Origin of the sequence: Gracilinema caldarium, from assembly GCF_029265695.1 — a bacterium.
GTDB lineage: Bacteria > Spirochaetota > Spirochaetia > Treponematales > Breznakiellaceae > Gracilinema > Gracilinema caldarium_A.
The window spans coordinates 1-19,424 of record NZ_JAJUHW010000031.1 but is presented as its reverse complement, the minus strand read 5'-3'; the positions used below and the strand labels follow the sequence as shown (position 1 = coordinate 19,424).

At 49.9% G+C, this 19,424-nt stretch carries 14 protein-coding genes; 11 read left to right on the top strand and 3 right to left on the bottom strand.

Annotated elements, in window-relative coordinates:
* Nucleotides 1–25 precede the first annotated feature (25 nt).
* The 5 genes from Q7P68_RS10200 (at nucleotide 26) to Q7P68_RS10180 (ending at nucleotide 10,718) form a co-directional block, all read left to right on the top strand.
* A complete protein-coding gene (locus tag Q7P68_RS10200) occupies nucleotides 26–5,668 on the top strand; it encodes an alpha-2-macroglobulin family protein (RefSeq protein WP_304225319.1) in 5,643 nt (1,880 codons plus the stop codon).
* Complete coding sequence (gene pbpC / locus Q7P68_RS10195) at nucleotides 5,665–8,106, top strand: penicillin-binding protein 1C (protein ID WP_304225317.1); 2,442 nt, start codon at nucleotides 5,665–5,667, stop codon at nucleotides 8,104–8,106. Before Q7P68_RS10200 ends, pbpC begins: the two co-directional genes overlap by 4 nt.
* 81 nt (nucleotides 8,107–8,187) lie before the next feature.
* The gene (gene def / locus Q7P68_RS10190; RefSeq protein ID WP_304225315.1) at nucleotides 8,188–8,673 is read left to right on the top strand and encodes a peptide deformylase; all 486 of its coding nucleotides are present in this window, start codon (nucleotides 8,188–8,190) and stop codon (nucleotides 8,671–8,673) included.
* A gap of 2 nt (nucleotides 8,674–8,675) precedes the next feature.
* Nucleotides 8,676–9,677 carry a methionyl-tRNA formyltransferase gene (gene fmt, locus Q7P68_RS10185; RefSeq protein WP_304225313.1) on the top strand — a complete coding sequence of 334 codons (1,002 nt, stop codon included), beginning with the start codon at nucleotides 8,676–8,678 and terminating at the stop codon, nucleotides 9,675–9,677.
* A gap of 12 nt (nucleotides 9,678–9,689) precedes the next feature.
* On the top strand, nucleotides 9,690–10,718 hold the full coding sequence (locus tag Q7P68_RS10180; RefSeq protein WP_304225311.1) for a PASTA domain-containing protein: 1,029 nt from the start codon (nucleotides 9,690–9,692) through the stop codon (nucleotides 10,716–10,718).
* A gap of 6 nt (nucleotides 10,719–10,724) precedes the next feature.
* On the opposite strand, the gene Q7P68_RS10175 is transcribed toward Q7P68_RS10180, so the two are convergent.
* Both Q7P68_RS10175 and Q7P68_RS10170 read right to left on the bottom strand, forming a co-directional pair.
* A complete protein-coding gene (locus Q7P68_RS10175; protein WP_304225309.1) occupies nucleotides 10,725–11,705 on the bottom strand; it encodes a nucleotidyl transferase family protein in 981 nt (326 codons plus the stop codon).
* Nucleotides 11,706–11,707: 2 nt separating this feature from the next.
* The gene (locus tag Q7P68_RS10170; RefSeq protein WP_304225307.1) at nucleotides 11,708–13,471 is read right to left on the bottom strand and encodes an AMP-binding protein; all 1,764 of its coding nucleotides are present in this window, start codon (nucleotides 13,469–13,471) and stop codon (nucleotides 11,708–11,710) included.
* A 114-nt stretch (nucleotides 13,472–13,585) separates the two neighbouring features.
* Here Q7P68_RS10170 and Q7P68_RS10165 point away from each other — a divergent pair, with 114 nt between their 5' ends.
* Both Q7P68_RS10165 and aroE read left to right on the top strand, forming a co-directional pair.
* Complete coding sequence (locus Q7P68_RS10165) at nucleotides 13,586–14,062, top strand: hypothetical protein (RefSeq protein WP_304225305.1); 477 nt, start codon at nucleotides 13,586–13,588, stop codon at nucleotides 14,060–14,062.
* A gap of 56 nt (nucleotides 14,063–14,118) precedes the next feature.
* Nucleotides 14,119–15,615: a shikimate dehydrogenase gene (gene aroE, locus Q7P68_RS10160; protein ID WP_304225304.1), complete on the top strand. Its 1,497-nt coding sequence runs from the start codon at nucleotides 14,119–14,121 to the stop codon at nucleotides 15,613–15,615.
* Nucleotides 15,616–15,617: 2 nt separating this feature from the next.
* On the opposite strand, the gene Q7P68_RS10155 is transcribed toward aroE, so the two are convergent.
* A complete protein-coding gene (locus Q7P68_RS10155) occupies nucleotides 15,618–16,763 on the bottom strand; it encodes a SpoIIE family protein phosphatase (protein ID WP_304225302.1) in 1,146 nt (381 codons plus the stop codon).
* 48 nt (nucleotides 16,764–16,811) lie between these two features.
* Between Q7P68_RS10155 and rpiA the strand changes: the two genes are divergently transcribed.
* The 4 genes from rpiA to Q7P68_RS10135 all read left to right on the top strand — a co-directional run.
* Nucleotides 16,812–17,513: a ribose-5-phosphate isomerase RpiA gene (rpiA, locus tag Q7P68_RS10150; RefSeq protein WP_304225300.1), complete on the top strand. Its 702-nt coding sequence runs from the start codon at nucleotides 16,812–16,814 to the stop codon at nucleotides 17,511–17,513.
* A 9-nt stretch (nucleotides 17,514–17,522) separates the two neighbouring features.
* Complete coding sequence (locus tag Q7P68_RS10145) at nucleotides 17,523–18,167, top strand: DUF6062 family protein (protein ID WP_304225298.1); 645 nt, start codon at nucleotides 17,523–17,525, stop codon at nucleotides 18,165–18,167.
* Between the two features lie 132 nt (nucleotides 18,168–18,299).
* Entirely contained in the window at nucleotides 18,300–18,854 is a 555-nt protein-coding gene (locus Q7P68_RS10140; RefSeq protein WP_304225296.1) for a helix-turn-helix domain-containing protein, read from the top strand.
* 19 nt (nucleotides 18,855–18,873) lie between these two features.
* Nucleotides 18,874–19,424: AMP-binding protein (locus Q7P68_RS10135; protein ID WP_304225294.1), on the top strand; the 551-nt coding region annotated here is incomplete at its 3' end.

Here is a 19,424-nt window from a genome sequence, read left to right as displayed (position 1 = left end):
TTCTATTAAAACATTAGGAGCAATCATGTCTTCTCTTTCTCGAACCGATGCCTCCCGTGCAGTATGCTTTCCTCAATTTATTGTGGTTTTTGTTATTTCCCTCTTTGTGGGCTGTGCTGCAAAACCTGTGTCTCTTTCGGCCCCCAATCCGCGTCTTGTTTCGGCCCTTTCAGGGCCAACCATCGGCCGTACCGAAAGTATCAGGATTGAGTTCGTTTCAGACTTTGACACCTCCAAGCCAATCCCTCAGGATGCAATGAAAATAGAACCCTTTGTAGATGGGACTCTTTCCTGGCAGGATGAACATACCCTGGTATTTGCTCCGCGCCGTATTTTGCCTGGCGGAACGCGGTATACGGTTCAGGTGTTTCCCAGCAAACTCAGTTCTAAAATTGCTGAGGCTCGCGCATCCCGGGAAGGCGAAGCCTTTCAGTTCCAGTTCGAAACCGATCTGCCGGCTTATCAGGTAGCGCTGAATCCTATCAGTATTGCCAGTGATGGGCTAGTTTATGTTTCCGGTACGGTTCTTACCGATAAGGGGGAAAATAATCGTAAAATTGAGCAAAGCCTAGGATATTCCGGCCTCGACGGGATCCGGTGGGAACATCGTGAGGGTGAACATCGTGAGGGTGAACATCGTTTCGCATTTAAGGGGCTCAAACGTTCTGACAAAATGTCCCAGGTTCGGCTTTCTTGGAATGGAAAAATCATTGGGGCCCCTGTACAGGGCAGCAAAACTATCTCGCTTAGTTCTGCAAATCAATTTGAAGTATTGGATATTCGTCCTATCCCAGATTCTAAAACTGGTTTGGATGTGGTTTTTTCGCAGCCGATTAAAAAGGGCCAGGATCTCAGAAGCTATGTGCAATTGGTATCGGCCGGTGCGGAAACAAAGGTACGGTATGCTGTTGAGGGCAATATAGCCAGAGTGTATGGAACAGAAGCACTGACCCCAGGAACAGAACTCCGTATTCGGGATCTTACTGATGAAAATGGCCGCCCCTTGGCCAAGCCTGTGGCATATACGGTCTCTGATAGCTGGGATCTACCTGAATATCGCTTTGTAGGAAAGGGCACCATCCTGCCCACCGATCAGGGATCCACCGTAGTCATAGAGACTAAAAACCTCGCGGGCCTTATTGTGGAAGCCTACAAGGTGCATAGCAGCAATATGATCCAATTCTTGCAGGTCAACCAGATGGATGGAGACCGGGAATTGTACCGGGTTGGTGAACCTGTTTGGACTAAGAACGTAGATTTAACCTGGAATAGCAGCGATAAAAACAAGTGGATCCGACATGGCCTGGATGTCAGCGAACTTGCAAAGGCCTATCCGGGCGAACTGTTCCGGCTGCGCATCACTTTCCGCAAGCAGCATATACGCTATGAATGTTCTGCTGGCCACGAAGATTTTTCCAGCCTGAAATTCCCCACCGATGAGCTTCCTGCTCTGGATAAGAATACGGATGGTGAATCTAGTTACTGGGATTATTGGGAAGGAGACTGGGAAGAACGGCAGAACTACTATAATTACCGCAAGGATCCCTGTCATCCAGCCTTTTATATGCCCTTTTATGACCATAATATAACCGCTGGCCGTAATGTTCTCGTTTCTAATGTAGGACTTTTGGCAAAAAAGTCCGTAGACAGCTCCTGGCTTGTGGTGGCCACAGACCTGCGTACCACAAAGCCCTTGGCAAATACGGTCGTCCGGCTGATTAATTACCAGAACAGGGAACTTACCAAGGGAACAACCGGTCCTGACGGCATGCTTATGCTGAAATCCCTGCAGGATCCGGCATTTTTAATCGCCGAAGGAGCCGCTGGCCGTGGTTACCTTAAACTGGACCCGGGTAATGCTCTGGCGGTCAGTCATTTTGATATTTCAGGAGATTCACCCGCTGCGGGCTTTAAGGGTTTTATATATGGCGAACGGGGAGTTTGGCGGCCCGGAGATACAATCTATCTCACGTTCCTTCTCCATGATCCGAACGCAGTACTCCCGCCTAACCACCCGGTGGTTTTTGAATTAGAAGATCCCCTGGGCCGTATTGTCAGCACCCAGACCTATACCGCCTCGGTTAATGGTTTTTATCCCATGCAAACCTCGACCGCAGAGGATGCTCCCACCGGCACCTGGATAAGCCGGGTAAAGGTTGGCGGGAGTACCTTTACCAAACCGCTTAAGATTGAAATGGTTATGCCAAACCGGCTTAAAATGACCTTAAATACAGGAAAAGAAACCATTCTGGATACGCAGCCAACAACGTATAAACTTTCCGCAGCCTGGCTGCATGGCGCTCCGGCTCCGAATCTGGATGCGGATGTCTCGGTGGTATTTGCAGATACGGGAAAGAATTTTTCTACCTATACGGATTACATTTTCAGGGATCCGAGCAGGACTGTTTCTTCCGAACGGCAAATGCTTTTTAAGGGTAAGCTTGATGCAAATGCCCAGGCGGAATTTGCCGTGAACTTGTCTCCGGGAGAGGCTGTGCCTGGACTATTGCAAGCCCAATTTATGACCCGGGTGTTCGAGCCGACAGGCGTTTTTTCTTCGGAACAGGTTGCAGCAGATTTTTCTCCCTATTCCCGTTATGTGGGTATAAAACTCCCCAAGGGGGATGCGGCCCGAGGCATGCTCCTAACCGACACGGAACACCCGGTAGACATTGTCCTTCTGGACAAGGACGGCAATTTGGTAAAGGAAAAAGTCACCCTTACCTGTTCAATTTATAAACTCAAGTGGCGCTGGTGGTGGGAGAAGGGATCTGATGAACCGGCTAGCTTCCAGGAAGCTCTTTCCCGTATACCTCTTACAAAGGCTAATGTAACTATTTCGGATGGCAGGGGATCCTGGAAGTTTATGGTTAAATATCCTGAATGGGGCAGGTATCTGGTGACCGTTCAGGATCCTAAGGGGGGACACGCAGCAGCCAAGGTCGTCTATATCGATTGGCCGGGCTGGGCCGGCAGGGCTCAGGCTGATGGCCAGGGCGCTGCAGCGATGCTGACCTTGAGCACCGATAAAACCCAGTACAGGGTCGGCGATACAATAAAAGTGAGTTTCCCCTCCAATGAAAAAGCTTCTGCGATTGTGGCTCTTGAAAAGGGCGGAAAAATTATAAAACAAGAACAGATTAGCTGTGTTAAGGGTACCACAACCTACGAATTGCGGGCAGAATCCTCTATGGCGCCTAACGTATATGTTCATGTTAGTATGCTTCAGGAACATCTGCAGACCATTAATGATCTGCCCATACGCTTGTATGGGGTTCTTCCTGTTATGGTTGAAGATCCAGCTACCATACTTAAGCCGCTGATCACCTCCGATGATACCTGGAAACCCATGAGTACAGCTTCTTTTACCGTCAAAGAAGCTTCTGGCAGGCCGATGACCTACACCGCTGTCGTCGTAGATGAAGGTCTTTTAGGGCTTACCCGATATACCATGCCTGATCCCCGTTCAACCTTCTATAAAAAAGAAGCGTCTTTGGTAAAATCCTGGGATCTTTATGACGATGTTATCGGAGCCTATGCAGGCAGTCTCCAAACTCTGTTAGCTATTGGCGGCGGCGATGACGGGTTTGGGGGCAGCAACCGGAAGGTACAGCGCTTTAAGCCGGTGGTCCGTTACTTTGGCCCTGTTACTTTAAAAGCAGGAGAAAGCAGGACCGAAACCTTCGAAATTCCCCAGTATGTGGGGGCCCTGCGCATCATGGTTGTCGCCGGCATCAAGGGGGCCTATGGTGTAGCAGAGCGGTCGGTCCCTGTAAAGGGAGATTTGATGGTTCTTGGTACGCTGCCCCGTTTCCTCTCTCCTCAGGATGAAATAACGGTCCCTGTTTCAGTATTTAACTATACCAGCGGTAAAGTTCCGGTTACGGTGCGCTGCAAGGTAAGCGGGAACGGCAGTCTTAAAGGGGCGGCGGACCAGCAGCTTACGCTGGAGGCATCGAGCGACAATGTGGTCTATTTCCAGCTTGTGGCAGGGAACTCAGTAGGCCCCCTTTCATGTACGATCACTGCGGAAGCAGCGGGACTTCCCCTGGCGACGCACCAAGTGGACCTTATGGTGCGTTCCACCGCCGTACCGGTAACCCAAACTTGGACCAAGATGCTAAAAGGTGGGGAGTCCTGGAAAGAACAGGTCCAACTGCCCGGTGTTTCTGGTACTAACCAGGTGAGCCTAGAGCTTTCGCGGATCCCGCCGATCAGTCTCGACAATCGGCTGGCCTTCCTGATCCAGTATCCCCATGGCTGTATTGAGCAGTCCACAAGCGCGGTATTCCCCCAGCTCTATCTGGAACAGGTTATGCAGCTCGATAGCCAGAAACGGTCTGATGTGAGATCTAATGTCATCGCCGGTATAGAACGGCTCCAGTCCTTCCAAACCCCCGATGGCGGTTTCTCCTATTGGCCCGGCCAAGGAGAGGTAAACCCTTGGGGAACTAACTATGCGGGCCACTTCTTAGTAGAAGCCCGTCGCTCCGGCTACCAAGTGCCTGATTATCTCATTGATAAATGGGTCGAATACCAAAAAAAGAAGGCTATAGCCTGGTCTGCTTCCGGATATGACCAACAGTTAGAACAGGCCTATCGGCTGTATACCCTCGCCTTGGCTGGAAAGCCTGATTTAGGATCGATGAACCGGCTTAAGGAAACCTACAAGCTCGATGATCCTGTGGCATGGCGTCTTGCTGCGGCCTACTGGTATGCGGGACAGCGTGATATTGCCCGCAATATGATGCGTAATCTGGGATTCAATGTACAAAAATACCGGGATCTTTCCGGCAATTTTGGTTCCAGTTTCCGGGATAAGGCAATGATGCTGGAAAGCCTCGTGATTACCGAAGATTACGGCCGGGCATCTTCGCTTTTAAGTGAAATAGCAGAAATCCTGTCGTCTAAAAACTGGCTCTCTACCCAGGAAACCGCCTATGCACTCATCGCGGTACTGCCGCTTATGGGTAAAACGAGCGACAGCGAAACGATGTCGGTTGAATGTTCATTCCAGGGTGTCAGCCGGAGCCGGAGTTTTAAAACACCCTTAGAAACGCTGGTGCTCAGTATGAATGCTGCAGATTCTGGGGCTTTGGAGGTAAAAAATACATCAAAGCAGAATATGTACGTCCGGCTCGTTGCACGGGGTATTCCTGCCGAAGGCTTGGAACCTGCAATCAGGCAGGGCTTAGCCCTTTCGGTTTCCTACTATACCCTGGAAGGTAAACCGATAGATCCTTCACTGCTGCCCTTAGGCTCGGATATGGAAATTGCGGTTTCTCTTAAAAACACGACAAGCCGAGATCTCAAAGAACTAGCCCTGGTGCATCCCCTGCCGGCTGCCTGGGAACTCATGAATTATCGGCTTGCCAAGGTGTACGATGCGGATTCAGAACCGACGGTTAATCCTATAAAATACCAGGATATCCGGGACGACCGCATCCTTTCTTATTTGGATCTATTAGCAGGGGAAGAAAAGGTTGTGCGATTCCGGGTGAACCGAACCTATGGAGGCCTCTATTTTATTCCTGCTATTCATGCTTACGCCATGTATGATGAAAGCATTCGGGCTGTAGAACCGGGAAGACGTATCGCCGATCAAGCTCCAGGGCAGCTAGAAAAAACAAACCAGGCGCCCAAGGGGAAAAAGAATTTGATTCAATGAAGCTTTTGCCTGTATTAAAACGCATTGCAGCTCCGGAGGGTGGACAACTCCGGAGCTTAATTGCCCTTTTCGCTCTCAAGCTCCGTTTAATTCGCCATGACAGCCGTAAAAAATACTCTGCTGCGGTTGTCTGGGCGGCTTTCGGAACGATTTTCCTTATCTTTTTATTGTCCCTGCCAGATCCGCTTTTCACTGCACCCTATTCACCGGTGTTGTATGATAGGCACGGCGAACTTTTGGGCGCACAGGTAGCTCCGGACGGCCAATGGCGACTTCCGCTGGCAGGGCCGGTAAACCTTAAATTCACTACTGCCCTGCGGGTGTTCGAAGACCGTCGATTTTATCTGCATCCAGGCATTGATCCACTTGCGTTGTTCCGGGCAGTACGTATCAATATAAAACAAGGCCGGGTTGTCTCCGGTGGATCTACCCTCACCATGCAGACGGTCCGTCTCATGAGAGGGAACCGCCCGCGGACTTTCATGGAAAAAGTAGTGGAAGTGCTTCTGGCGCTCCGGCTTGAGTTTTCATCTTCTAAAAAGGATATTCTCGCCCTCTATAGTGCCCATGCTCCCTTTGGTGGCAACGTGGTTGGTCTGGAAGCTGCGTCCTGGCGCTGGTTTGCCCATGGCTCAAAGGATCTTTCGTGGGCCGAAGCGGCTACCTTAGCGGTATTGCCAAATAATCCTGGCCTCGTGCATCCCGGAGCGAATCGAAAACTCCTGCAGGAAAAACGGGATACCCTCCTGCGTCGGCTTTTAGCTCTAGGAATTATAGATCGGGAAACCTGTTATTTAGCTCTGCAAGAAAACCTGCCTGGGCCCCCAAAAAACCTGCCCCGGATTGCTCCCCATCTGTTAGTCCGGGCGGTAAGAGAAACGGGGAGTTCCCTCATATACAGTACTTTAGATAGCCGATTGCAGCAAAGGGCTTCAGAAATTCTAGAACGTTATATCCAGCAATTTTCCCGGAACGCGGTCATGAATGGGGCTTGTATTATCCTTGATACAAAAAATGGCGAGGTACTTGCCTATGTGGGCAATGTGTTTGCCACCGAAGAAACTGTCGCTTACGGCCGTTCGGTAGATATAATCAGCGCGCCTCGGAGTTCAGGCAGTCTCCTGAAACCCTTCCTCTATGCAGCCATGCTCGATTCGGGAGAACTGCTGCCTTTTGAACTGGTAAGCGACATACCAACGAGAATTGGGAGCTATAACCCTGAAAACTTTACGAAAAACTATCTTGGTGCTCTTCCTGCCGATCAGGCACTTGCCCGTTCACTGAATATTCCGGCGGTACGGGAATTGCGTATCTATGGAGTAGACCGATTTGCCCGGCTTCTGCGCAGCCTTGGCTTTTCTACCCTGTTCCGACCCGGAGACGAATACGGGCTCCCTCTCGTACTGGGAGGCGCAGAGGTAACCCTCTGGGACAGCGCGGCGGTTTATGCGGGACTTGCCCGCCGGGCACTCAATGATGATGCGAAGGGAGCATTTTTCCCTGCCCATTATTCGAGAGATAACAGAAAAGGAATCACGACATCCCAGCCCCTTTCCAGAGGAGCCGCCTGGCTTACGCTGGAAGCCCTTTCCATGGTTAACCGGCCCGGAGAAGACGGTGCCTGGGAGCTCTTTTCCAGCTCCCGCAAGGTTGCCTGGAAAACTGGTACGAGCTTTGGTTTTAGGGATGCCTGGTCAATTGGTACCACCCCTGAATATACAGTCGGTGTGTGGATAGGCAACGCTTCCGGCGAGGGGAGGGCTGAGCTGCAGGGCTCCTTGACCGCTGCGCCGGTTATGTGGGAGCTCTTTTCCGCCTTGCCCCAGACGAGCTGGTTTTCCCGGCCCGACGAAGATCTGGTGCCAGTAGAAGTCTGTGCTCTGTCTGGGCTTCCCCTCAGCCCAAACTGCAAGGAAAGCCGGCTCGCCTATATCCCGCGTCTTGCTCCGCGAAAAGAAAGCTGCCACTATTGTATGACCGTAGCTTTGTCGGCGGACGGAACGCACCGTCTTGCCATAGGAGCAGGAATGAACGAGGCAGTACAATACGAAAAACGTTTTGTGCTACCGCCGGCGGAAGAATATTTTTACAAGCGATGGAACCTTACCTATCAGGGCCTGCCTCCCTATACTCCGGAACAGGCTGTTTCCCAGAATGGACGTTCATCAACAGAAATAGCGATTGTGAGCCCCGAATCTAACAGCGCTATCTATATCCCGGTAGAGCTGGACGGCCGGCCTGGCCAGCTTGTGTGTACCGCCACTCACCGCAGGGCAGATGCGGTGCTCTTTTGGCATTTAGATGACCAATATGTGGGATCTACACGGTCAATCCATCAGATTGAGATCCGTCCTGGTTTGGGAGAGCATATTCTTACCGTAGTTGATGAAACGGGAGCAGCGGTAAGGCGGAAATTTGCCATTTTGAGCGAGCCCTAACTGGTTTTGAGGCCCTCTCCACAGGACGTCTCTGAGCTCCAGCGCCTTGTCTGTGCCTTATTTTTAAAGTAATATAGAGTTATGGAAATTGTTACACTTGGAAACGACGTATTGCGCCAAAAAGCGCTGCCCCTTCAGGATATAGACGACACGGTCAAAGCCCTTGCCCAGGAAATGATAGAAACTATGCACCGGGGTCGGGGAATTGGGCTTGCGGGCCCCCAAGTCGGCCTCTTGCAGCGAATTTTTGTGGTTCATATTGATGGAGAAAGCCCGCGGGTCTTTATCAATCCGACAATTATTGGGACTTCTCCTGAAACTTCACAGTATGAAGAGGGCTGCCTTTCCATCCCCGGAATGTATGCTGATGTGACGAGGCCGGAAAAGGTAACCATACAGGCATGGAATGAACGGGGACGCCCCTTTACTTTGGACGCAGAAGGGCTTCTCGCCCGGGTCATCCAGCATGAATATGATCATTTGGAAGGTATCTTATTCATAGACCGTCTGTCGGTACCGAAACGGAACCGACTTGTCGCTCTGTATGATAAGAAAATGCGGGCCTAATAATGCGGTTGGTGTTTGCAGGTAGTCCCCAGATTGCGGTCCCGACCCTCGAAACCCTGGTGAACGCCCAGATAAACGATAAGGACCTGGAGCTTGTTGCGGTATTAACCAATCCAGACAGCCGCAAGGGCCGCAAGGGAACACTGGAACCCACCGAGGTCGGTGCTCGTGCATCTGTATTGCAGGAAGAACTTCGGGGACAGGGCAAGACTCCCTTTGTGATTCTTAAGCCGGAAAAGCTTATTGGCGAGGTGCGGGAGCAGATTGCTTCTCTACAGCCGGATTTGCTTGTTTCGTATGCCTATGGTCACATTTTTGGCCCCAAATTCTTAAGTCTTTTTCCTAAGGGTGGAGTTAATATTCATCCGTCTCTGCTCCCCAAATATCGCGGCGCAACTCCTATTCCCGCGGCTCTCCTGAACCGGGACCACGAAACAGGTATTACAATACAAACCTTGGCTTTACAGATGGATGCGGGTGATATTCTAGCCCAGGAACGGATAGAGCTTTCCGGCCGGGAAACCACCGAATCTTTAAGCCGCTGGGCTGCGGTACGGGGGGCAGAGATGCTGCTTCCTGTTTTACGAAGCTTTGCTGAGGGTACAGTGGAAAGAAGACCCCAAAATGATGCAGAGGCAACCTATTGTTCTATCATTTCTAAAGATGATGGCTGGATAGATTGGGAGCAAAAGGCCATCGATATTGATGCTAAAATCCGTGCCTACACTCCCTGGCCGCTCTGCGCTACCCATCATGCCGGTCAGGTTCTCTATATTCTCGATGCTTTTCCTATCTCCATGCCGGATACCGATCTTATGCCTGTAATGCCTGGCCAGGGGATCCCTGGTACGGTGCTGGGCATAGACAAAAAGGCTGGTATATTGGTACAAACAGGAGAGGGCCTGCTTGCGGTTCAGCGGCTCCAGTATGCTACAAAGAAAGCCCTGGACTGGGCTTCCTTTCTTAATGGCGCAAAACACTTTATCGGTTCCAAACTGGAATAAGGGGTTCACAGTATGCGGCTTTTTAATCGATTCGACCTCGATATAGATTTTGATGCAATTGAGACCTATGTGGGTAACCATTTGCGGTTCTTTGTTTCCGCTGTTATTGCCATGTTGGTTTTTATTTCCCTCGTTGCGGTTACCGTGTTTATGCTGGCTATCCGTGGTGCAGAACAGACCATGGTTCCCCAGGTAGTTGGCAAGGATCTCACTGCGGCATTGCTTGAGATGCAAGCAAAGGAACTGTATCCGAAGATTCAGCTCCGTTATTCTAATAACCCCTCAGACAAAGGTACGATCCTTGAACAGGATCCCGGTCCGGGAACTATTGTTAAGGCCGGCAGGAGAATAAAACTGGTGGTAAGCCGGGGCATGGTGGTAGACAAGGTCGAAAATTACGTCGGCCAGAATCTGGATGATGTTAAAATGCATTTGCAGACCCTGTTTTCATCTTCCACAAAGTCTTTCCTGAGCCTCCGGGAGCCGCCACTCTACGCCTATTCATCCCAGCCCGCCGGTACTATTTTGGAACAAAAGCCTGAGCCGGGCACCGATATCGATGGCCCGGTCCGCCTTGAATTTGTCGTTAGCCGCGGTCCTGAAAATGCAATGATCAAGGTGCCCGATCTGGTAGGGCTTCCGGTGCAGGATGCGCTGGACCGCATCCGCCAATCCGGTGTCTGGTTTGTATTTTCCGTTCGGCCGGTCCAGAACCGCGAAAATCCTGGTACGGTGGTATCGCAGCTGCCGGCGGGGCAGACCGTTGTGGCCGCCAATACCCGGCTTGACCTGGTTGTGGCGGCTCCCGCTAAGGTCCCTGAAGGGGAAGTCTTCGGGCTTTTCAGCAAAACGCTTCCCGAATACCCCTATCCGCTGGAGGTTAAGCTGGATGCCCTGCTTCCCAGCGGCGAGCGGAGACGAATTCTCGCGGTCAACCACCCCGGCGGGACCTTTACGGTTCCTTACCAGGTTCCAAAGGGAACGGTCCTTATCCTTTCGGTGTTGAACCGGGAACTGCTGAGGGAAGAAGTAACTCAATAGGGCGAGCTATATTTCATAGTCTGGCTGGGCTTCGCCGGTCAGCCAGTGCCGGTGCATGCCGTATCGGAACACCACTTCCAGTTTTTCGATAACATCAAGGGTTGGGAAAATAATGGTAAAGACCCCCCGTTCTCGTACATGGGTAGAGGAGGGGGTTCCGATTGGTTTTGGATCTACCTGTACGGGAACTCCTTGAGCTATTGCCTGGGCTATGTGCTTTTTAAGATGATCTTCTTTTTTTCGTTTCACCACAAAGGCTCTAAAATGGAGGTTTACATTATGAGCAGCTGCGATAGGCTGCCAAATGGCTAAATCTTTTTCGTACCATTGAGCCGCAAAGGGGAAAACATCGGAACCTAAAATGTGAGTAAGCTCAAGATTGTATCCGCATAGTATCTGTATGATTCTGCTAATGATTTCTATTGTATCCGCCTTTTTGCCGATATTCACCGGTATGACAAAGGGCCGGAATGCATCCTCTATCTGTCTCCTTAAAATATCAAAGCGATAATCATAGTCGGATCTACCCGGTTTCAGTGAAGAGTAGGCACCTTCTGGAATTGCAAATACTACATCCACGGGAGGAACTGCCCGTGCCAGGGCTCGTAAAGCTGTTTCCAAATGGGTCATCTGAAAGGGGTCAAAGGAACCAATAAAGATACCGATCCTGAGGCACCGGCGGTTCATGACGACACAGCGCTGGATCGGTTTGTTTATTCCATGGCAAGGCAGGCAACTTTCCACTTGTTCTTTCAGAGCTTTAATCTCGTTTCTGCTCCAAGGTTCAATTTCTCCTAAAATAATACGCTGGTCAATTTTTTCCAGCGCAGAAAGGAAAAGCTGCTTAAAGTAACGAAATTCGGTCTTATCCTGGGATCGCAGAAATGGGACATGCTGCAAACTTGAAAAAACACCATCTACCCGTCGGGCAACCCGGAGGCTGGCTTTTATGACAAACCGTTCTTCCAGCGGCCGTACTGCTGCCATAGTTAAGATTTCTTTTTTGGATAGAGAAACCGCTTAATTTTTTGGGTAGCGGTTTTCTCAAAGGGTTCATCCTGGATCTCTATCCGGTGAATCCTAGAAAAACCGGCAAGCCGCTTGTTGGTGGTATTTTTCAGGTCCTGCAATAGATGCTGGACCCCTGCCACTGTTCCCTGGGCTGCATGCTGGGCCGATGTTCCCAAAGCATGGATAGCATCGCCAACGTTATGACTTGTTTCCTGGATCATATCCTGAGCCGCTGCAAACATGGTTTTTGCTTTTTCATTAAGCACGACAAGGGCGACTAGTTCTCCTTTTTCGGTAGCATAGACCAGTGAATCTTCTACATATCCGGAAGAATTGAGGATGCTTTCAATTTCCTCTGGGTAAATGTTTTCTCCTGTGGGGCCAAGAATCATTGCTTTTAGTCTGCCCCGAATGAATAAGCGACCTTTTTTGTCCATACTGCCCAGGTCGCCGGTTTTAAACCAACCGTCGCTGGTAAAAACCTCTGCGGTTTTTTCTGGGTCTTTGTAGTATCCCAGCATCACATTAGGTCCTCGGGCTTGTATTTCTCCCTCGGCATGTTCAATTGCGTCCTTTGGGGCTCCCATTCCGCCTACAATATTCCCATTCTGGTCGACTATTCGCAGTTCAACTCCTTTAAGGGCCGGTCCTGTAGAACGAAGCACCGATTTAAAGGGCGGAGCGCCTGCAAGGAGGGGTGCTGTCTCTGTGAGTCCGTAGCCGATGGCATAGGGAAAGCCTGCTTTTTGTAAGAATTCTTCCACATCAGCGGCAAGGGCGGCTCCTCCAATACCAAAGAACCGCACCGCTCCGCCGAAGGCTCCTAAAAGCTTCTGCCCTGCAGCTTTAATCGCTATGGGCCGTGTGAAAGGCAGTTTATATAAAGGATGGGCTTCCAGGGCGGGCTTAATTTTGGTGCGATAGGTTTTTTCGATAATAAGGGGGACGGTGAGCATTATGGTCGGCCGCACCAGTTCCAGCGCGGGCATGAGGATGGCTGGTGTTGGAGGCTTCCCAAGGTAGGTGGTACTTGCACCATTTATAACGGCGATAATCATACCAATAGTACATTCATAGGTGTGAGCCAGGGGCAGCACCGATAGGAAACGATCCCGGGGGTATATTTTGATAATACTTCTGCACGCCTGGGCTTCGAAAACAAGGTTCCGGTGGCTCAGCATAACCCCCTTACTGCTGCCGGTTGTGCCTGATGTATATATAATGGTAGCAACTTCCTCTTCTTCGGCTCTGTAGGGGCTTATCTGCTGAAATGTCATAGCGGTTTTTTGCCCCCCTATAGAGACCATGATGCCCCGGCCATCTATAGTATCAATATGGATTATGGGAATCTCATCGGAAATTCCTGCAGCCTGTATTTTAGCGAGGGTTTTTTCTGTGGCACAAATTGCGCTAATTTCAGCATGTTTTGCTACGGTCCCCACATGTTCAGCAATAAAATCGGTCAATATGGGCACAATAATTGTTCCTGCTAAGGAAATTCCGAAATACGCTATGGGCCATTCTGGCCGGTTTTCGGCAAGCAGCATGACCCGGTCTCCCTTTTTTATTCCCAGCTGCTGAAGGATGCTGGCAATGCCAAGACTTTGTTCTCCAAATTCCCTATAGGTTGTTATTTGGGTGAGTGTGCCCTCTGAAAACAGGGAAAAGGCAGTCCTTTTTGAAAATTGTAATGCCGAAGCCTGCACAAGGTCGGTCAGCGTTCTGTGTTCTAAATGTACCATAGCAACAACCCCTTCGTATCTCTACATATTAATAGTGCTACCATATGACCCAATTGTAAAGGAAAAGTTGCATACCTATTGCGGTACATCCTGTTGCCGGGTAGAGTAGGGGGTATGAAATTGCAACCTGTGTTTTCAGCCCTATGCCTTGCTTGTTTTGTGATATTCGGTAATCCAGCCCTCTTTGCTCAGACTGCTCCCTCTGGAGCGAGCCAGGATCTTCTGCAGGATCCATCCTGGCTTGTCGGATCTACCCTGCAAAGTATCATTACCCAGTTTGGCAGTCCCTTGGCTGTCTATTCAGTCCGGGGACAGGAGCCCTGGCAGGACGATGTCGTTTTTAGTTATGATGGTATAGATTTATATTGGTATCAAAATCGGGTATGGCAAATCAGTATACCTCAGGGATTCGGTTTAAAAAAGGGGGATTCTAAAGAGACGGTGCTTGCTATTCTCGGTGAACCGCTTATCCAACAAGATACCTATCTGGTATACAGGCTCCCGAGCCGGGGGTGGCCTCTCCGTTTACGGGTGCTTTTTTCTGAGTCTAATACGGTACATTCTTTATATGTATACCGTCCAGATTTTTAAAAAGTTGATGCAAAGGAATAAAAAACGATTGCATCAATTCGCCAAAGGAGCATAGGGTGGCAAAGGTTTGTTTATGTCTTACCGGCAGGACTATCCTTAAGGATTTGGAGCTTGTTGATCGGTATCGTTCCTATATTGATGTAGCTGAACTGCGGGTGGATTTTCTTGATCCCGATGAACGCTTTTATATTCGCCGCTTCCCGGCCCTGGCAGGTATTCCTACTATATTAACTGTTCGCAGAAAAATAGACGGCGGCAATTTTGTAGAAGGAGAGGGTGCCCGGATAGTGCTACTCGCGGCGGGCTTAGCGTTTGCCGATACGGACCGGCGGCGCAACTTTGCCTATGTTGACCTGGAAGATGACCTGGATGTGCCTAGCCTGGAGGAAGCGGCTCGAACCTTTGGTACTAAAATTATCCGGTCCTATCATAATTTCAACGGGGTCGATGCAGATCTAGAACAGAAATTGCGGAGCCTGAGAAGAACAGGTGATGAAATAGCAAAGGCTGCGGTGATGCCTCAAAGCTATGAGGATGTGGCTAAACTGTATCAGGTGGCTGAGCAGACAAGGGATATAGATAAAATTTTAATCGCTATGGGTCCCCATGGGGTCAGCACCCGTATTCTCGCGGAAAAACTTGGATCCCATCTTAGCTTTACGAGTCCCCTGGTGGAGGTCGCTTCCGATGCGGACATCCAGGTGGCAGGGCCCGGACAGCTTGATCCAAAAACACTGGTGGATACCTACCGGTTCCGTTCCCTTACTAAGGACACAAAAGTATATGGAATCATAGGTTACCCCTTAACCGCCACTTCGAGTCCCCAGATTCATAATAGGGGCTACGATGAGAAAAAAATAGATGCGGTCTATATTCCTTTTCCTGTACAGGATCTTCCCTCCTTTTTTAGTTTGGCAGACACCTTAGACATCCAAGGCCTTTCAGTTACTGTTCCCCATAAAGAAACGGTGCTTTCCTACTGTTCCCAGCGATCTTCCGAAGTGGAACGTATCGGGTCCTGTAATACCCTCGTAAAAACCAGTCAGGGATGGGCTGGATATAACACAGACGCTAAGGGCTTTTCCGATTCACTCCTGCATTTCATAGGAAAACAAAGCCTATGGAATAAACGGGTAACCATCATAGGTGCTGGAGGGGTTGCAAAAGCTGTGGCTGCCGAAGTGTATCGGCTCAAAGGCAGGGCGCTTATTCTGAACAGGACCCAGTATAAAGCGAAAGAAGTGGCTGAACCCCTCAATTTTGCCTGGGCTGGACTTGATAACCGTGGTATAGAACTTATGGATAGATATAGGGACATCATCATACAGACTACCTCAGTAGGCATGGAGCCTAATATAGATGAAGACCCCATTGAACTATATAAGTTTAGAGGCAAAGAAGTAGTGATGGACCTCATTTACAAGCCCGAAGAAACAAAGATGCTGAAACGGGCCGCAAAAGCGGGCTGCAAAACCTTGAACGGCTATGATATGCTGTTACGGCAGGCGAAACTGCAATTTTTACTATTTACCGGCCAGGAATACCCTGATTAGGCCTACAACGAGTCTGATTCAATCATGAGAGCGCTGACATCGTCTGCAAGCTGCCCCATAGGGTTGCGAGATTTAAGCAGTCTATAGAGATCCTCCAGGTCTCTTTCCTTTTCGGTGGTCCAGTCTGCAAAAAAAGCGGTGACCCCTTCTATCTCAAAGGGAAGTCCGTTCTCATCTTCCGCTTCGTAGACCCCATCGGAGGCAAGGAACAAGATATCCCCCGGATCGAGACTAAAGGGAATTTCCTGGTATTTGCAATTTTCTACCATTCCAATCATAAAAGACCGCTCTCGTATGGGTTCTGGAACAAAGACTCCGTGTCGTTTCCTAAAAATCAGCGCCATGGGATGTCCTGCGCTGGCAAAATATCCAGTCCGCTTGTTGGGATCCATAACTATAATAGAAGCGGTAAGATAGTACCCTTCGACAGTAGATGTCTGGACAAAATCCTTATTGATGAGCTCCAGCATTTTTGCAGGCGAATAGGTGCTCTTGAGGCAGCTGTGGAACAGGGTCTTATATATCATTGCAAAAAGGGCTGCCGATACTCCATGCCCCGTTGCATCGGCACTGGATGCTACTAAAAGTCCCGTATCGGTCTTAAAAGCTTCTACAAAATCACCGCCAGTCACTTCTAAGGGATGAAATAATGTACTAATCCTCAGGTGTCCCACCGCAAAGGGCTCAATGGTCACCATGTTTTTTTGTATTTCGCTGACCAGTTTGAGCTGGCCGTATTCTTCGGTCATGTCCCGGAACATCCCAATTCCGCCGACTACCTGGCCTTCCCTGTTTTTCAAAGTGCTCATGGTAAGGGAGAGGGGGATTTCCCGACCATCGGCGGTTCTCATGAATACATAGCTGGGGTAACGACCGGTATAACCTCCCTTTACTGAGAGAGCAAGGGGACATATTCCTTCGCCGCAGAGCGGGTTACCAGATGCATCCCGTTTGCAGAGGGGACCCAGGGTCGAACAGGCCCAGCCGCAGACTTCCCGCGCAGGGTACCCTAAAATAGTCTCCGCAGCAGGATTCCAGTAGCGGATCGTAAAGTCCCGGTCAACGATAAATATGCCATCCTGCATCTGTTCGAGTACATCAAAATAACTTGTTGCCTCAAGTAAAAACTCGTCGTTGCATGTATTCACAATGTACAGTATAGTGCAAATCGATAGTTTTTGTGGAGGATGCTTAATATGGATCAGAAAGAGATAAAACAACTGGTGGCCCGCAGGGCTGTGGACACCCTGGTTCACAGCGGTATGAAACTGGGGCTCGGTACGGGTTCTACCGCCATACCGGCGGTGCATTATATAGGAGAACTTATGCAGCAGGGAAAATTGCAAAATATTATGGCGGTACCGACCAGTTTCCAAACTATTATTGCCTGCGAGCAGTGGGGCATCCCTTTGTACACCCTAAACTCAAAAGAAATTGGCGGTGAGCTTGACCTGACCATAGATGGGGCTGATGAGGTGGATCCTCGAAACTATTGTACCAAGGGCGGCGGCGGCGCCCTGCTCGTAGAAAAAATTGTAGCCTATGCTTCCCGTGAATATGCGATAGTAGTTGATGAATCCAAGGTCGTGGAACAGTTAGGTATGAAATTTCCGATACCAATAGAGGTAATTCCCGAAGCCCGCATCCCCGTACAGCGAGCCCTGGAAGTCTTGGGGGCACAAGTGACGCTCCGGGAAGCGGTTCGGAAGGCAGGGCCGGTCATCACCGAACATGCCAATCTCCTCCTGGATATTCGTTTTGCTGCCCCAATCGATCCGGCAGAAATGGAAAACCGGATAAACCAGATTCCCGGTGTGGTCGAGAACGGCCTATTTACTAAGAAACGGCCTCAGGTCTTTATTGGCCGCCCAGACGGCACTGTCATAACAAGAACCTAGGAAACGTATATGGCCATAGACAAGCACATCAACTTTTTTGAACTGGAAAAGGCCTGCCAGGAAGAGGGTTGTCCCCTCTGCCGGATTGTAACTGATCGGACCTGGCGATACTTGGACAATATGCTCTTTGAACATATTTCTGACCGACCATTCCGGGCAGCCCACCGCTCTGCTGGCGGCTTCTGCAGGGAACATTCTAAAAACTTAAGCAGTTTTAGAGACGGCCTCGCGGTAGCAATCTTGGGCAGGGATATTTTAGAAGACCGAATTGAATCTTTTAAAAAAAACAAGGCCTGGAAACCCAAGGCGCTTTGTCCTGTCTGTGCGGAACAGCAAAGAATCGAAAATGAATATCTCAGTTTTCTCGCTGAGACAAGGGGCCAGAGCCCCGAAGAATTGGAGCTACAAAAGAAATTCACCGCCTCAGAGGGGCTCTGTGCCCCCCACTATGAGGCCCTCCTGCGGCTTTCTAAAAAAATTCCTCTATGGCTCAAGCAGTTCCAGGAACAGAAATTTGAAAAGCTGCTTGAACGGGTGAACCGTTTCATCGATCTTTCTGCCTATGGGAAACAGGACCAATTTGCCGCTCTTTCAGAATCAGACCAGGTGGTATGGAAAGAATTAGCTAGAACGCTCCGGGGCACTATTCAGTAAGGTCTGCGGCCTTCATTATGTACTTGGTGGCAATAACCTCATGCCAGAATGACTGGACAATTACGTCATCATGCCGTATCCTTTAGTATAATTAAAGTCTCTGAAATATATCTCTTGTGTGAGGGGTTTGTCATGAATGAAAAAATACAGGAAATTGCCGAGCGTGTTAGGGCCCTCCGGGACATTAAAGGTCTTTCGGTAGAAACGGTGGCTAAACATATTGGGGTAGATGTAAAAACCTATCAGGAATGGGAGGGGGGCAGCGCCGACTTCCCCGTAGGGGTGCTCTATGAGCTTGCCGGTCTTTTCTCGGTGGATCTTACGGAGCTTATTACCGGGCAAGCTCCGCGGCTCCATACGTACAGTGTTACCCGCAGCGGGAAGGGCCCTGAGGTAAAGCGCCGAAGTCCCTATCAATACTGGAGCCTTGCATACAATTTTCAGCACCGAAAGGCAGAGCCCTTCCTTGTCAGGATAGAAAAAGAATCGGAACAGCGGCCTCTGGAGCTGAACAGTCATCCGGGGCAGGAATTCGATTATGTACTCCAGGGCAGAATGCTTATATCTGTGGGAGGCCATGAAGTAGAGCTGAGCGAGGGGGATTCTATCTATTTCGACGCCTCTGAACCTCATGGTATGAAAGCTCTAGGCGGCAGTCCGGTCAGCTTTCTCGCTATAATCCTATAACATACAAAGGAATACACCCATGAAAAGTCTCCTGGAACAATACCTGGCGAAAACTGAATTTACCTCCTATGAGGATTTTGTTGCTCATTTTAGCCTTGCCATTCCAGATAATTTTAATTTTGCCTATGATGTTATGGATGAATTGGCTCGCCGTTCTCCCGATGCTCCTGCCCTGGTCTGGTGCGACGAGCGGGGTGCGGAGGCCACTTTTACTTATGGCCAGCTAAAGGAACTTACAGACCGGAGCGCCAATGTGCTGCACCATGCGGGGATCCGCAAGGGGGACCCGGTCATGCTTATCCTGAAGCGGCGCTATGAGTTTTGGCCCACCCTGCTAGCTCTGCACAAACTGGGAGCCATTGCAATTCCCGCAACCCACCTCTTAACGACAAAGGATATTGTCTATCGCTGCAAAGCCGCCGATATTGTGGGCATTGTCTGCGTAGACGACGATGCAGTCATGACCCATGTTGATGAAGCGGCAGCTTTTTCGCCGACCCTTCGGTATAGAGCCTATGTACGTTCTGTCCATGGGGATGCGGCAAGCGACCCTGCTCTGAACCGACCGGT

What these genes read in the sequence shown, in the direction of transcription:
- Q7P68_RS10140 (WP_304225296.1), top strand. Translation starts at nt 18,300, where the DNA reads ATGAATGAAAAAATACAGGAAATTGCCGAGCGTGTTAGGGCCCTCCGG.
- def (WP_304225315.1), top strand. Translation starts at nt 8,188, where the DNA reads ATGGAAATTGTTACACTTGGAAACGACGTATTGCGCCAAAAAGCGCTG.
- Q7P68_RS10200 (WP_304225319.1), top strand. Translation starts at nt 26, where the DNA reads ATGTCTTCTCTTTCTCGAACCGATGCCTCCCGTGCAGTATGCTTTCCT.
- Q7P68_RS10175 (WP_304225309.1), bottom strand. Translation starts at nt 11,705, where the DNA reads ATGGCAGCAGTACGGCCGCTGGAAGAACGGTTTGTCATAAAAGCCAGC.
- Q7P68_RS10170 (WP_304225307.1), bottom strand. Translation starts at nt 13,471, where the DNA reads ATGGTACATTTAGAACACAGAACGCTGACCGACCTTGTGCAGGCTTCG.
- Q7P68_RS10145 (WP_304225298.1), top strand. Translation starts at nt 17,523, where the DNA reads ATGGCCATAGACAAGCACATCAACTTTTTTGAACTGGAAAAGGCCTGC.
- fmt (WP_304225313.1), top strand. Translation starts at nt 8,676, where the DNA reads ATGCGGTTGGTGTTTGCAGGTAGTCCCCAGATTGCGGTCCCGACCCTC.
- pbpC (WP_304225317.1), top strand. Translation starts at nt 5,665, where the DNA reads ATGAAGCTTTTGCCTGTATTAAAACGCATTGCAGCTCCGGAGGGTGGA.
- rpiA (WP_304225300.1), top strand. Translation starts at nt 16,812, where the DNA reads ATGGATCAGAAAGAGATAAAACAACTGGTGGCCCGCAGGGCTGTGGAC.
- Q7P68_RS10165 (WP_304225305.1), top strand. Translation starts at nt 13,586, where the DNA reads ATGAAATTGCAACCTGTGTTTTCAGCCCTATGCCTTGCTTGTTTTGTG.
- Q7P68_RS10180 (WP_304225311.1), top strand. Translation starts at nt 9,690, where the DNA reads ATGCGGCTTTTTAATCGATTCGACCTCGATATAGATTTTGATGCAATT.